This window comes from Bacillus sp. JK106 (assembly GCF_053663355.1).
The window spans coordinates 534428-551513 of the sequence record NZ_JBSJQC010000002.1; the positions used below are offsets into that span (position 1 = coordinate 534428).

Annotated in this window: 2 protein-coding genes; both read left to right on the plus strand. The window is 43.8% G+C overall.

The genetic code is table 11. The features are described from left to right. Positions 1 to 18: 18 nt before the first annotated feature. Positions 19 to 12273: an SDR family NAD(P)-dependent oxidoreductase gene (locus ACWJJS_RS08355; RefSeq protein WP_454023476.1), complete on the plus strand. Its 12255-nt coding sequence runs from the start codon at positions 19 to 21 to the stop codon at positions 12271 to 12273. Beyond that, positions 12273 to 17039 carry an SDR family NAD(P)-dependent oxidoreductase gene (locus ACWJJS_RS08360; protein ID WP_454023477.1) on the plus strand — a complete coding sequence of 1589 codons (4767 nt, stop codon included), beginning with the start codon at positions 12273 to 12275 and terminating at the stop codon, positions 17037 to 17039. The genes ACWJJS_RS08355 and ACWJJS_RS08360 overlap by 1 nt, the downstream gene beginning before the upstream one ends. Positions 17040 to 17086 lie beyond the last annotated feature (47 nt).

The window sequence follows — 17086 nt, forward strand, 5'->3', positions numbered from 1 at the left end:
AGGGGCGGGTGGAGGCCAATGGTTCATTTGAATAAACAGAGTGCGGATATCGCGATAATCGGGGTTGCTTGCAGATTCCCCGATGCAGATCATTATCATGAATTCTGGGAAAACATAAATAGCGGCAAAGATTCCATCCGGGAAGTGCCGATTGAACGGTGGGATCCCGATCTTTATTATTCAGCTGATATCAGTATACCGAACAAAACAATCAGCAAGTGGGGAGGTTTTATTCATAAAGCTGACCATTTCGACCATAAGTTTTTTAATATCTCTCCCCGGGAAGCGAAAAACATGGATCCTGAGCAAAGAATCCTTTTAGAAGAAACTTGGCGGTGCATCGAAGATTCCGGGGTCTCTTTGCGGGATCTCCAGCGTAAAACCACTTCTGTTTTTGCGGGTATTATGAATTCTGACTACCGGCAGACAGGTCATGCTGAATCGGAAATCGACAGTTACGCCTGTTTAGGAAGTTTCGAAGCTATGATCTCCAACCGGCTTTCATACACATTCGGTTTGACCGGAAAAAGCATGTCTGTAAATGCCGCTTGTGCATCGTCGCTTGTTGCTTTACATGAAGCGGTTAAGTCATTGCGGACAAAAGAAAGCGATTATGCAATCGCATCGGGAGTAAACTTGAATTTCCAACCCGGAAAATATATTTCTTTTTCTAAAGCCAGAATGCTGAGTCCTGACGGCAAATGTAAAACCTTTGACGCAGCGGCGAACGGGTACGTTCCCGGAGAAGGGGCAGGCGTTGTATTGCTGCAGCGCCTTGGTGATGCAGTAAAAGCCGGTCACCATATATACGGGATCATAAAAGGGACAGCTGTTAATCATGGCGGTAAATCCCGTTCCATAACCGCTCCCAGAGCAGAAGCGCAGTGCCGGGTCATCTCAGAAGCTTTACACAACGCTGCTGTTGATGCTGCGACGGTTTCTTATGTAGAAGCACATGGCACAGGTACATCTCTGGGCGATCCGATAGAAATAGAAGCATTGACAAAAGCGTATCGGCAATATACTGAGGATACTCAATATTGCAGGATCGGAAGTGTGAAAACAAATATCGGTCATACAGAAGCAGCGGCGGGAATGGCCGGATTGATAAAAGTTCTAATGATGATGAAACATCGGAGGGTGCCGAAAAGCCTGAATGTACATACGGTAAATCCAATTATACAGTTTGAAAAAACACCGTTTAGGCCGGCGCTTGATTCAAGTGATTGGAAGGCGGCAGACGGGGCTCCGCTCAGGGCGGGAATCAGCTCCTTCGGTTTTGGAGGTGTTAACTCTCACGTCATCATCGAAGAATTTATACATACAAATGACGAAACTGACAGAAAGGGAAGGGTTCCCTTCCTTTTTTCCGCTAAAAGTGAAGAAAGCATGAAACAAATGATACATAATTGGAGAACCTTTTCTGACGATTCTGAGGAATTTTGCAAAATATCAAATGAAGTGATCAGCAGCACCCTTTTAACAAGGACATCGTTTGATTACAGGGCTGGTTTATTGGCAGGCAGCAAGGAGGAATTTAAAAATCAGCTTAAAGAGGGATTGAGTTTTCGGAGGAAACAAGATTCTGAATGGGCGCTTGCCATCGGTGACTTCAAATGGGAAAGTTATAAACAATTTGCCGTTTTGAAACGCGTGTTCCCTGATTTAGAAAAGAACGTAAGGTCGGTGCTGAAGGATATACCAACATTGCACAGTTCATTTAAAAGAAAATGGACGCCTGAGAAAATCCGCTTGTATTCTTTAGTTATCAATACGGAAATCATAAAAAGTATCCTGGCATCCGGTTTTAAGCCAAGCCTCATTACAGGCGCCGGAGACGGATATTACGTCGCTCTTGCAGCAGCGGATATCATCAAAATTGAAAAGGTCATTTCTGTCATCACAGGCGCTGAAAAACCTTCGCACTTATCCTGTGAGCCGCCGTCCATTCCATTTGTCAATCCGTACACTTCAAAAACGTACCCGCCGGTTCGATTAAATGAAGAATATGTAAGGATGCTGCTGAACGGTCTGAACTTCCCGGCTGATTTTACAGACCGCCTGTACGGGAAAACACGGCTGCTTCTTGAGCACCAATATACGTTTAAAGGGTTTTTAGAAGAGTGGGATAAAGCGGGAAAGACTCAGGAAATCGAGATTTTATCTTATATTGTGAATCGCACGGCGGATAAAAGAAACGCATTGCCGGCTGATGAGGAAGCGGCGATCATGGCTATCCTTGCCTCTATGAGAAGACTGTATAAGAGATGGGATTTAACAGATTATGATGGATTCTTTGATAATGATTATGTTCTGGAAATATTAAATTTACTGGATGAGGGAATCTTGTCTAAAGAACTTTTTCTGAGCATGTTAGTGAAAAAGCAAGACGGAATTAAACAGGCTGTTGCTTGTATGAATGAGCAGCCGGCAGGTTTTTATGATAAGACTCGTTTTCCGCTGATGACAGAATACAATCAAATGGATGCCGTGTCTCAGGAGATAGCTGACCATATGCCGCTTCACACGGAAGAAAAGGGAACGGAGCCGGATGTGAATATCTCTGATTTTTCAGTTTTTCAATTCGGATCGCTCCCTCCATCAGCAAAACTAAACAAAGCGGCTGCTTTTGAAGCGGACAAACCAGCCGATGAGGCTCTTTATCATTCATTTATGCAAATGTGGCTTTCAGGAGAAGAGATTGAATGGGCGAAACTAGGTGATTATCATAAAAGAAAAGCCCCGCTTCCGCCTTATCCGTTTGAGCGCTCTCAATTTTCTTTAAACCCTCAGCCGGTAAAATCAGACGCGGCTTTTTCAGAAAAGAAGAATCAGGCACTTTATACGCCGGTATGGAAAGAAACCGCACTTGAGAATGAAGCGGGCAGCGGACAAGCCTGTACTATTTTGTTGTTCTCCGGGAATAAAGACTATTTTGAAGAGCTGAAAAAAAGAGAGAATACGTCCGCATATCTTATTATGCCCGGTGACCGTTTAGAGCAGATAAGCGACAGTGTTTTCACCATCAACAGGCAGTGTCCCGAAGATTATCAAGGTGTCATTCGTCTGTTAAAGGAAAAAGGCGCAGCGCCCGATGCAATTTTGCATACTTGGTCTGAAAAACAGCCTGAACTGGAAGAAACACTCGAATCAGGAATTTATTCCGTGTTTTATCTGACTAAGGCTTTAATCAGCGAGAACCTTATAAACAAAGTAACGTTCATTTATACATTCAGCGCAGATCAAAAAGAAAAATTGCCGTATTTTGAAGGTGTGAACGGTTTTTTAAAATCGGTAAAACAAGAGTACCCGCAGCTGCATTGTAAGACGGTTTGCTTTGAACATGATTCTGCGTCCGTTTCATGTTCAGAGAAGGCTGACATTCTTTATAAAGAAATAAACACAATGCCTGATCGGCATATTCATATCACTTACAGAGGCTGCGTAAGATATGCACGGATGTTAGAGAAGCAGAGAGAAACAAACAGAAAGACCATTCAATACCCTGAAAAAGATAAAGTATATTTAATTACAGGGGGATTTGGGGGGATTGGCAGTAAAATCGCTGAATATTGCGCGAAAACTGAAAGATCCACCATTATCCTATCGGGGCGATCTGTTTTAAACGGAGATAAGCAGAAACATTTAGAATACCTGAACAGCTTTAAAGCGAAGGTTTATTATATACAGGCGAATATATCCGATAAAGAAGCGGTAAAAAAAATGATTGACGATATTACCGATCAGCATGCAGGTCTTCATGGCGTCATTCATTGTGCAGGAGTTATCAGAGACTCGCTGCTTTTTCGAAAAACAAAGCAGGAACTTTCAGAGGTGATTGCTCCGAAAGTTCATGGCGCATTGAATCTTGATCATGCAACGAAGTCGCTCGAATTGGATTTTTTCGCCGTTTTTTCTTCAGTCGTCTCTATTGCAGGGAACGAAGGACAGTGTGATTATGCATATGCAAACGGCTTTTTAGATCATTTCGCCGAATATCGGGAACAGAAACGGCAAAATTCTCTGCGCAGCGGCCGCACCCTGACAATCAATTGGCCTTTATGGCAAGACATCGGAATGGGGGCGAACCTGTCAGGTCAAGGGCGGACGTCTCTTTTTCATGGTTCAGGGCTTGAAGAACTTCCTGCTGAAGACGGAACGAAATGGTTTTCGCGGATTGTAACTTCGGGTCAGCTGCATAATATTGCAGTTTGCGGTGATCACGAACGCTTTGAACAATTTATGCAGCAGAGATTTTTGACGGACGAAACAGAGACAGGCAGTGCCGTTCCTTTGGCTCAAGGCGATATTTTGGATCAGACAGTTTTGTTTTTAACCAATATCATCTCCTCTGAGGTCGGTGCAGAACGGGAAGAGATCGATCAAGATGTGCATCTGGCTGAATATGGAATGGATTCGGTTATGATTCATCAATGCAACACAAAGCTGGAGCAGTCACTGGGAGCAATTTCGAAAACGCTTTTATTTGAATTTCATACAATCAGAGATTTAGCAGATCATCTTGTAAAGGAATACCCGGATCGGCTGGGGCGTTTATTTTCACGGGAGGAAAAAGGAAAACAGATTCAGAGCATTACCCCCGCCAGGCCGGAACAAGACATCACTGCACCTGCGGCGGAGGAAAAAGAACATCTTGACGGGATAGCGGTAATCGGTATCAGCGGCCGTTATCCCGGGGCTGAAAATATCGAAGAATTGTGGGATCTTCTATCAAAAGAGAGAACCGCAATCACAGAAATTCCGAAAGAACGATGGAATTATGAGACCTACTATGATCCAGACCCCGCTAAAGCGCATGAGGGAAAAATTTATTGCAAATGGGGCGGATTTTTAAAGAATGCTGAATCATTTGATTCTTTGTTTTTCCAAATATCGCCGAGAGAAGCAGAAGCGATGGATCCTCAGGAACGAATATTTCTCGAAACCGTATGGAAAGCATTTGAAGATTCGGGATATACCATTGACGGGTTGAGAAAGCAGACCGAAAAACATGTCGGTGTATTTGCGGGAGTTACAACCAATTCTTACAAGCTGCTCGGCGAAAGAATACCGACGGACAAAAACGATGTACTTCCAAATTCGTTCCCATGGTCTCTCGCGAACAGAGTGTCTTACACATTTGATTTTACGGGTCCCAGTATCCCTGTAGATACGGCTTGCTCTTCATCCTTAACGGCAATTCACATGGCTTGCCAAAGTTTAAAAAAAGGTGAGTGCTCTGTTGCGGTTGCGGGAGGAGTAAATTTGTATCTTCATCCTTCTGACTATTTATACCGGTGTCAGATGGGAATGCTTTCAAAATCGGGAAAATGCAGAAGTTTTGGAGAAGGCGGCGACGGTTTCGTGCCCGGGGAAGGTGTCGGGGCCGTTATTCTTAAACCGCTTAAAGATGCCATACGTGATAATGATACTGTGTACGCCGTCATAAAAGGAACGGCAATTAATCATGGCGGAAAGACGAATGGCTATACGGTGCCTAATCCTGCCGCACAGGCGGATTTAATCCAAGGAGCTCTTAAAGCGGCCGGTTGGAGCGCCAGAAGTGTCAGCTTTATTGAAGCCCACGGCACGGGAACGCCGCTGGGTGACCCGATTGAAGTCCGAGGCCTGACCAAGGCGTTCAGAGCTTATACCGAAGATGTTTCATATTGCTCTCTCGGATCGATTAAATCTAACATCGGTCATCTCGAAGCGGCCGCGGGTATTGCCGGCCTGACAAAGATTATTTTACAAATGAAGTATAAAAAAATAGCCGCAACACTGCATGCTGAACGGGTGCATCCGGATCTTTATCTGGAAGAGACACCTTTTTGTCTCCAGCAGGAAACCGCCGACTGGATAAAACCCGTGAATGAAAAACATTCTGACAGCAAATATCCGCGGCGTGCGGGATTAAGTTCTTTCGGAGCGGGCGGGGCAAATGCACACATCCTTGTGGAAGAGTATGAGTCTGCTGCTGACTGTCAAACGGGGCGTGAAGAAAGTGAAGAACTTATCGTACTCTCAGCCAAGCATTCACTGAGTTTACGGGAATCAGCAAAACAGCTGGAGGAATATCTTCAAAAGGCTCGTCATAAGCAGGGCGAGTGTTTACAGCCGGCGGGAACAAATAAGCCGCTTCACCTTTCTGATATTGCGTATACCCTTCTTGAAGGGCGTGAAGCCATGCCGGAAAGGCTTGCTGTCATTTCAAATAATATCGATGATCTGATGTTGAAATTGAATCACTTTTATAATGGAATTGACGACCACGAAATATTCAGAGGGAAAAAACCGAATCATAAACGCGGACAGCGGCAATCAGATCTTCCGCTCAAATCCGGCAGAACCACATTAGCCGATATGGCTGAATTCTGGGTATCGGGAGGGAATTTAAGCTGGGAAGATTTCCGCACCGGCAGAAAACCGGCAAAAATTGCGCTGCCGACTTACCCTTTCTTAAAAAACAGACTGTGGGTGTCAAATAAGGCGCAAACAACATCAGCAGCCGGTACAGCTCCTTTATTTGATTTTTCTGCAGGTGAGTGCCGATTTTATAAAACGCTTTCAGATTCTGAATATTATTTAAAAGACCATGTTGTGCATGGGAAAACGGTTCTGCCCGGAGCGGCAATCATCGAAGCGGCCAGAGAAGCGGGAGAGAGGCTGTACGGAAAATCAGTCATAAAACTGAGTCAGGTTGTATGGGCGGTTCCGATAACCGTTGAAAAAGAAAAGACGATAATGATAGATCTGCTGCCGAATCAAAAAGACGGCAGATTTGTGGTGAAAACCGATATGCAGCCTGAAGCGGCAGTTCATTGCCAAGGAAACATTATCACATGCGGAGATAAAGATGCCACTCATACAGAGCATTTTAAATTGGACAGCTGGTTAACCGGACAGAAAAGATTAATCAGCGGCGCTGAGTGTTATAGGAACTTCCGGCAGAGCGGTTTGGACTATGGAGCCGGCTTTCAGGTAATAAAACAGCTGCTTATCCATGAAAATGCTGTTCTTGCACGAATATCACTTCCTGAGAGCATTCATAAAAAATCCGGCGCGCTGCTGGAACCGTGTTTATTGGATGGCATTTTTCAATCCACAATCGGGTTTACGTCCACTCAGGAAGACGATCACACCGCATATTTGCCTTTTGAATTAGGTGAGCTGGAGATTCTTCACCCACCTTCAGCAAACGGCTATGCTTACATTACTGCTGCAGATGAAAGACAACATGATGATGTCAAAAGGTTTCATATACTATTTATGGATGAAAACGGATCTGTAAGTCTTAAAATAAAAAACTTAGCGTTGAAGGCATTAAGGGTTACACCGCAGACTCAAAATGAGCGGCATTCAGCTAAGTATTACACTGATATGTGGAAGCGGGCCCCTATGCTTCATCAGCCTGAAGCCAGCGGTTTAAACAGCTGCCTTGTGATTTCACTCCGTCGGGATATATCAGAACCGCTAATCCGCAAGGCATATAAAGATATCGGCCTGAACATGATCTTTGTCCGCCATGGCGGCAGTTTTCAAGAAAAAGAAGCTGATTCCTTTGAATTGAACAGCGTCAAACTTGAAGGCTATAAGAAATTGCTGGCGATTCTTAAAGAAAGACAAGTGACAATTGACCGCGTCATTTTAATCGGGATGAGCCCTGAAACGGGAATTGAGCATAACATTCATGAAAAGCTGGAAGAGGCTGTTTTGCCGGTTTTCAATGTAACGAAAGCTCTGTTAGCCACCATCCCTAGGCATAAAATCCTGATATCACATGTATTTTTCACAAGGAACAATCAAATCTTACCTTATCAAATGGCAATGAGCGGCTTTTTTAGGTCGCTTCATTTAGAACATCCAATGTTGTCCGGTAAAAATATTGAAATACACAGCGATGAAATTCAGTTACAGCTGAACACCGGTCTGCCTGAATTAAAAAACCTTGTGAAAGAAACAGTCATCAGCGATGATGCTTCAGAGATCAGATACAGAGATGGAATCAGGCAGGTGAAACACTCTGCAGAAATTGAAAGGGCAGAGCCCTCCAAAAAGATGGAAGTAAAAGAAGGGGGAGTTTACCTTATTACAGGAGGAACAGGCGGCCTGGGCCTGATTTTTGCCAGACATCTTGTGCGAAAAGGGAGAATAAAACTTGTGCTTATCGGCAGGTCAGAGCTTTCTGAGGAAGCCGTAAGCAATGTAAAAGAGCTCGAAAAAAACGGATCAGAGGTTTTTTATGTAAGAACCGATATTTCTGATAAGGAAAATGTCAACAACCTGATAAAACTCGTCAAAAACAAATTAGGTCCTGTTAAAGGAGTTATTCACAGCGCCGGAGTGATAAAAGATTCATTACTCATCAATAAGCGTGAAGAGGATCTCGATTCAGTCTTGGCCAGCAAGGTTTACGGAACGATATGGCTTGACCGGTATACAGACAGAGAACCTCTGGACTTTTTTGTTATGTTTTCATCTATCAGCGCAATAATCGGGAATGCCGGACAAACTGACTATGCTTATGCAAACCGGTTTATGGATTATTTTGCGGAAATGAGAGCGGCGGAAAATAAACCTGGAAAAACAGTCTCGATTAATTGGCCTTTATGGAAAGAAGGCGGTATGCAAATTGACATTCATTCAGAGAAGTTCCTTTATGACCGTTTCGGAATGCTGCCTCTGGAAAAACGGGAAGGCCTTGCAGCATTTGATCAAGCAATGACAGGGTGTGAACATCAAATAATGGTATTTAGCGGTAATGAATTAAAGCTGGAACGAATGATAACGATTGACAGCGGAAAAAGTGACCCGGCAATCGCCGACGAAAATCACGAACCGAAAGAGCTGTCAATAACTGAATCTTTAAAAAGCACTTTGACGCGCATCATCACCGGCGTATTAAAAATTGAAGAACGGGAATTTGATTTTGAACTGCCGATAAGCGAATACGGATTTGATTCAATTATGTTTACAATGCTGGGCAACGAATTAAACGAAACATTAGGAATATCAATGATGCCGTCAGATTTTTTCGGTCTTACTGATTTTAATGAACTTCTTGAGTTTTTAAAGAGTGAGTATTCCGAAGAGCTTCATCTCTGCGGATCTTTTTCTTCAGATGAATCTGCGGCGAAAGACAGGAGAGAAAATCTGATTGAGGGCATCGCAAAGATGATGTCAAGTATTTTAAAGATTGACAGAAAGGAAATAGAAGAAGAGACTTCATTCGGCGAGTACGGATTTGATTCTATTACGTTTACCAGACTCGGAAATGAAATCAATCAACAATATGGTACGGAATTATTGCCGTCCATTTTCTTTGAATGCAATTCACTGGATGAACTGACTGATTATGTAATCGAGCAATACGGAGAAATCCTTTTTGCTGAGACAGAACCTTTTTCTGCAGCAGACGAAAAAACATTGTACAGCACGCCTCCGCCCGAATCCTATGAACATTCCCCTGAGCCTGAAAACAAAACCAGGCAAGAGGAAAGACATATGAATGAGCCGGTTGCAATAGTGGGAATAAGCGGCCGTTTCCCCCAAACAGATACGCTGGAAGACTTTTGGGAAGGAATTGAAAAAGGGCGGGATATGATTACAGACATTCCTGAAGACCGTTGGGACTGGAAAGAGTTTGACGGCGATCCGATCAGGGACGTCAATAGAACAAAAATAAAAAAAGGCGGGTTTATCAAAGGCGCGGACAGTTTTGATCCGTTGTTTTTCGGGATTTCTCCCGCCGAAGCAGAATTAATGGATCCCCAGCAAAGAATTTTTATGGAGACTGTATGGAAAACAATAGAAGATGCGGGCTATAAGCCGTCTGATTTGGCAGGGACGAAAACTGCGGTGTTTGCAGGGGTCGCCACAACGGACTATGCGGAACGTCTCAATGAAAATGGCGTCTCTGTTCAGGCGCAGACCGCAACCGGTTTAAATCATTGTATATTGGCTAATCGTATTTCTTACCAGCTGAACCTGACGGGTCCGAGTGAACCGATTGATACTGCCTGTTCAAGTTCGTTAGTTGCACTCCATCGTGCGGCTGAGGGGATTCAAAGAGGCGATTTTGAAATGGCGATTGCAGGCGGAGTGCATATTATGACAAGCCCTACTCTGTTTATAGCTTTTGATAAAGCAGGTATGCTTTCCAAAGACGGAAAGTGCAAAACATTTGATAAAAGCGCTGACGGCTATGTAAGGAGTGAAGGGGCGGCTGCAGTATTGCTTAAGCCGCTCAGCAAAGCACAGGCAGACGGTGATCATATTTATGGTTTGATTAAAGGGTCAGCTGTAAATCACGGCGGCCGCGCCAATTCTTTGACAGCTCCGAATCCGAACGCACAGGCGGACTTATTAACCGAAGCTTGGCGGAAGGCGGGGGTCAGTCCCGCCACTGCGGGATATATAGAAGCGCATGGCACAGGGACAAGTCTTGGCGATCCGATTGAAGTAAACAGCATCATAAAGGCATTTAAAACGTTATATCAAGAATGGGACATTCCTTTTGAGAAACAGAAAAGCTGCGGAATCGGGTCTGTGAAAACAAACATCGGCCATCTCGAAACCGCTGCCGGAATAGCCGGAGTGCTGAAAGTATTACTGGCTTTTAAATATCGCAAACTTCCGGGACTCGCCCATTTTTCAGAACTCAATCCATACATCAAACTGGAAAATACGCCATTTTATATCACAGAAACCGCTCAAAAGTGGAATCCGATAAAAGATGAAGAGAACAACGATCTGCCGAGGAGAGCAGGTATCAGCTCATTCGGATTCGGCGGTGTGAACGCGCATATTGTTTTAGAGGAATATAGGAAACCTCAAAAAGAAGTGCCGGAAAACAACGGTAAAACACACATTTTTGTTTTATCTGCGAAAACCAAAGATCAATTACTTGAGTATATCCGGCTTATGGTTCAGTACTTGGATCGCGTGATTGCCGGTGACATGACCGTTAATGCCAGTGACATGGAATTTACATTGCAAAACGGCCGGGAAGCAATGAACGAGAGAATTGCCGTATGTGCAGTGAGTCTGACTGAGCTGAGAGATAAATACGTCAGCTTTCTTGATAAAAGCAAGGTGCAAAATGGCGTATTTATAAGCGAAAACACTGTAGAGCGCGCAGCTGTCTCTGAATATATGATTCAGGAGGCTCTTCAAAGCGGAAAAGAGGAGCTTCTCGCGCAATGTTGGGCCAATGGAGCCGAGTTTGAATGGAAGACAATCGGCAATAAGAAATTGAATAGAGTGCCGCTGCCGTCTTATCCGTTTGCAAAAGAGAGTTATTGGTTTACTCCGAAAAAGAACAAAAGCGAGGTTAATAGCAAAAGTCTTCACCCATTAATCAGCGAGAATGTCTCAACATTAAAGAAACAAGCATTTAAAACTGTTATTTCCGGAACTGAATTTTTCGTCACTGATCACCTTGTTTCAGGAGACTGTGTGTTGCCGGGAGCCGCTTCGCTTGAAATGGCTCTTGTTTGTGCGGAAATAAGCGGAGAAAGTAAAGTATATAAAATAAAAGACGTGATGTGGAACAGACCTATATTATATAAAGGAAAAACGCTGCACATTTATACCGGCTTGGAAATGAAACAAGATAAGTTGAACGTAACGATATGTAAAGAGGGCCCGGATGGCGTGCAGCAAATCTGCACACAATGTGAAACAGTATTCGGAGACATAAACAGCAATCCTGAGTATGTCGATATTGATAAGTTCATACGCCGCAGTAAAACGGTCATAAGCCGGAAAGAGTGTTATCACCGCTTCAGTCGTATGGGCCTGACATATCAGAGCGGTTTTCAAACGTTGAAAGCCGTATATCGCGGTGATGTGGAGTTAATGGCAGAATTGGAGCTTCCGGATCATTTAGCGAACGGGTTTTCACATTTTACACTCCATCCTTCATTAATTGACGGCGGTTTTCAAGCGGCGGCATTTTTGTTAAGAGAAAATGAGAAAGACGGCTTATTTGTTCCTTATTCACTTAGAGAGCTTCACATTAAGAGGGCGCTTACTGCCCGATGCCATGTTTCGGTGAGAGAAACCGGTTTTTATACGTATAACATTGATTTTATTAACGAGAGCGGCGAAATAGCCGTGAGCATGAAAGACTTCTCTGTCAGAAAAGTGACCGGGGGAGAATTAACCGCAGGTCATAAAAATGAAGATCAGGAAATTCTCTTCTTATTGGAACAATTGAAAAACGGTGAACTTTCTGCTGACCAAGTTTATCAGCTGCTGGAGGGAAAATAGTGCAGATCAAACAAATACTTTCCTTAATTGAAGAACAGCAAATGTCTCCTGATGCAGGACTGGAGCTAATTCGTACTTACAGAAAACAACAAATGGAAAAAAAGGCGGAGCCGGAATCACAAGCTCCGTCCCCAACCATTTTTTTTAAGACCGATTGGGTCAGGACAAATCACATTGATATGCCGAATCAGCAGGCACCGGGGAATATGCTGATTTTTGATCAGGATAACCGTCTTTTTCAGCATGCCGAGATGATGAATGGAGAACATAACCGTGTCATTCTCGTAACGCCCGATTCTGATTACAGAATTGAACGGAATAGATGCACAATCAATCCTTCTGATGAAAATCATGTCGAAATGCTGCTGTCTGATTTGGCTGAAAACGGATTTACACCTGATGTCGTGCTTTATTTATGGAACGGAGAAATCAGAGAAATCACTGAAGAATCCGTTAATGAAACTCTTCGCAGAGGGATAAACTCGCTCTTTTTATTATCAAAAGCTTTAATGCGAAGAAACGAACCTGTTACGTTATTGCATATTTATTGGACAAGCGGTCTGAATCAGCCGTTTCATGAAGCTGTCGGAGGGTACATGAAGACGGTAAACATGGAAAGCTCCAAGCTTAAAGCGAAAACCATACAGATACGCCACGTGGATTCTGACATAAATCCTCCGGTTTCCGAGATGTGGGATGCTGCAATCAGTGAAATGCAGCGCTTTCAAACGGATGAATGTGAGGTTTTAATAGACTCATATACCCGTTATGTGAAAGGGCTGCAGCCTATTGATATTCCGGAACACGATCACGGATCTGTAACGTATCAAAAAGGCGGCATATATATCATTACCGGAGGAGCCGGAAAACTCGGGCTGCTGTTTGCGGAACACATCGCTAATGAAAACCAAGCCGTGATTATACTTACAGGCCGTTCTTTTTTAACAGCTGATCAAAAAGAACGGATCAGTAAGCTTAATGAGAGCGGCTCTATTGTTGAATATCAGCGGACGGACATAACAGATCGAACAGAGGCAGAGCGATTCATTTTCGGCGTTAAACAGCGGTACGGCAGCATAAACGGGATCATCCATGCTGCCGGCATCCTTCGTGACTCATTTCTTGTAAATAAAAGTCTCAGTGATTTTACGGACGTACTGAAACCGAAAGTTTACGGGACAATCTGGCTGGATGAGCTGACAAAAGACGAAGATCTTGATTTTTTTGTTCTCTTTTCTTCTTTTGCCGCTTACGGAAATGCCGGCCAAAGTGACTATGCGTACGCAAATCATTTTATGGACAGTTTTGCAATGCTTCGATCCCAGCTCTCTCGAAACGGAAAAACACTATCAATCAATTGGCCGTTATTGAAAGATGGCGGAATGAGTCTCGACAGCAATGGAATCATTCAAATAAAAGAAAAATACGGAATGACTCCGATGCGAACTTCCTCTGTTCTGGAAGCGTTTCTGAAAATGCTGGGGTCTTCATTTACCAGCTTAATGCCTGCAGAAGGTGAGCGGAATAAAATGATAAAAGCGCTTTCGATTCAAAGAAATACAGCTGCAGCAGATCAAGATACACTCACGGCGGAATACGATGAAGAAGAGGAATATGCTGCGAAAGAAAAAGTCAATGACTATTTAATCAAGATCATCAGCGGTGTCTTGAAAATCCAAGCTCATAAAATAAATGCGAAAGACTCTTTTGAGAAGTTCGGAATCAACTCACTTATGATCATGTCACTTATTTCAAAGCTTGAAGATACTTTCGGGGATCTTCCGAAAACAATCTTTTTTGAATATCAGAACATTGAAGAGCTTTCAAACTTCTTCCTAACATCTTTTAAAGAAAAAGTCCTTAAGGCCGCAGGGGCAGCTCCGGTAACAAGAGTGCAGAAGAAAAGAGAAAATCCGAGTAAAAAACAGCACCGGCAGCAGAAGAATACACCTGCACCGAGCATGGTTCAGCCGGGTGAGGATATTGCCATTATTGGTGTGAGCGGAAGATATCCGAATTCCGATACTCTTGAGGAGTTCTGGGAAAACATTGCCGGGGGGAAAAACTGTATTATTGAAATCCCCGAGGAACGCTGGGATTTCAGATCAATTTACAGTCCCGACAGAATGGAGAAGGGGAAAATCAACAGTAAGTGGGGCGGTTTTATCAGCGGTGTTGATCAATTCGATCCGCTGTTTTTCCACATTTCTCATAAAGAAGCTGAGCTGATGGACCCTCAGGAGCGAATTTTTCTCGAAACCTCCTGGCATACGTTTGAAGATTCAGGATATACAAAAGAGAAGCTTAACGGTATGAAAGCCGGTGTGTTTGTCGGAGCTATGTACGGACAATATCAATTATTCGGCGCAGAAGAAACTGCGCGGGGCAATCCGATTGCGCTCAGTTCCTTCTTTTCATCTATTGCGAACAGGGTTTCATACTTTTTTAATCTCTCCGGTCCGAGCATTGCACTGGATACGATGTGTTCATCATCGCTGACGGCCATTCACTTGGCGTGTGAGAGCATTAAAAGAGGGGAAAGTGAGATTGCGCTTGCGGGCGGCGTTAATGTGTCCATACACCCCAGCAAATACCTTTGGCTGAGTCAAGGTAATTTTGTTTCCACCGAAGGATTGTGCAGAAGTTTCGGAGAGGGCGGAGACGGCTATGTCCCGGGAGAAGGTTCGGGAGCCGTCCTGTTGAAACCTCTGGAAAAAGCAATTGCTGATCAGGATCATATATACGGAGTGATTAAAGGAACATCTGTAAATCATGGCGGAAAAACCAATGGGTTTACGGTTCCGAATCCGAATGCACAAGCTGAGCTGATTGCTGAAAATTTCAAGAAATCGGGCATCAGTCCGCGATCCGTCAGCTACTTGGAAGCACACGGAACGGGTACCTCGCTCGGAGATCCGATTGAGATCGCAGGATTGACAAAAGCTTTTGAGAAATTTACGGATGATAAACAATTTTGTGCCATAGGTTCAGTGAAGTCTAATATCGGACATTTGGAGTCTGCCGCAGGTATAGCAGCCCTTACAAAAGTTCTTTTGCAATTTAAGCACCAGAAATTGGCGCCATCCATTCACTCGGAACAGCTGAACCAAAATATCCGATTTGAAAAGACGCCTTTTTACGTTCAGCAGAAAGAAGAAGAGTGGCGGAAAGAATCAGGCGCCTCTAACAGGAGAGCAGCAATCAGTTCGTTCGGAGCGGGAGGAGCAAATGCCCATGTCATTGTGGAGGAATATCAAAACCATGCGGACACACAAACAATAAGCGGGCCGTTTGCCGCAGTTCTCTCTGCCAAAAATGAAGACAGACTGAAAGAATACGCCCGGCGCCTTCTGCAATTCACAGAGCGGGAGACAAAGGCCTCGGCAGCTGATATCGCTTTTACATTGCAGACATGCAGGGAGCCGATGGAAGACAGACTTGCTGTTGTAGCTTCCGATTTGCCGGAACTTAAGCAGAAGCTGAGAACTTTCTGTACTGAAGGAACAATTGGAGAGGGCGTATACAAAGGCAATGTTACGAAAGATTTTGATAAAGTCTTTATCTTTCATGATCAAAAGATGAAAGATAAATTCCTCGAGGTGATGATGGAGACAAAGGACTTGAATCTTCTAGCAAAATTATGGTCTTTCGGGGCTGATATTCAATGGAGAGAGTTATATGAAGAGTATACCCCGCAAAAGGTCAAGCTTCCTTTATATCCATTTGCTGAGGAGTCTTACTGGGTGCCTCGAAATCAAAGTGCAATATTTCCGGAAATATTGCCGCGGCAGTCTTCACTGCACCCGCTTCTGGATTCGAATGAATCTACTCTGGAACAGCAGTTTTTTAAAACGACATTAAGAGAAAAAGAGATTTGGTTAAAAGACCACATCGTAAAAAACAAGAGCATTCTCCCGGCAGCTGCTTTTCTTGAAATGGCATGCGCAGCGGGAACGCGGTCATATCGAAAGAAAGAGGTCACTCGTTTAAAAAACGTGATATTTGCAAGACCGGCCATGCTTTTGCAAGAGAGCCTGACCATTTACACTCACGTTTCCGTAAAAGACGGCAAAATATTATTTAATATGTCATCTGACGAGGATGCTGCTGTAAGGACTGGATTTGTGACGGGGGAATTAGATTTTGATCATCATTACGGTGATATAGAGAATATCGACAGACAAGAGATGATAAACAGAAGTGCTTTTGTCCGTGAACAAGATGAATGTTACAAGTATTTTCAGGAAAACGGGTTCCTGTATGGGCGCGCTTTTCAGCCGATTCAACGTTTATGGGGCGGAAAAACAGAAGCGGTTGCACACTTATTGCTGCCAAAAGAAGCCGCATATGCTCTTGAAAATTATACATTGCATCCGTCTTTAATTGATGGGGCTCTGCAATCTTTGTTCGGAATTACGGACGGAAGAGAAGAGGCATCTGTTTATGTTCCTTTTTCAATAGGTGAGATTACGATTCGGAAAAAAGTTTCAGCAGAATGCTGGGCTTATGCGCGTAAAACAGGCCAAAAAGGTCAATCCGAGCTTATTTACGATATTCAGCTGCTTAATGAACAGGGAGAAAGACTTGCAGGTTTGAAGGATGTAACCATTCGTAAAAAAGAAACGTTTTCCGCGGAGGCACAGACTCGTGCAACAGCGGATTCCAATGGAAAGAACGAGAGAGTAAAAGAGCTTCTCAGACAATTAAAAGCGGGCGAACTGACTGCGGAGGAAGCTGATTATGTGCTGGAGCGCATGCAGGATTAGTTTATCATTTTGCGGAAGTGCCATTTGTAAAGGGGATGAAGATTTTT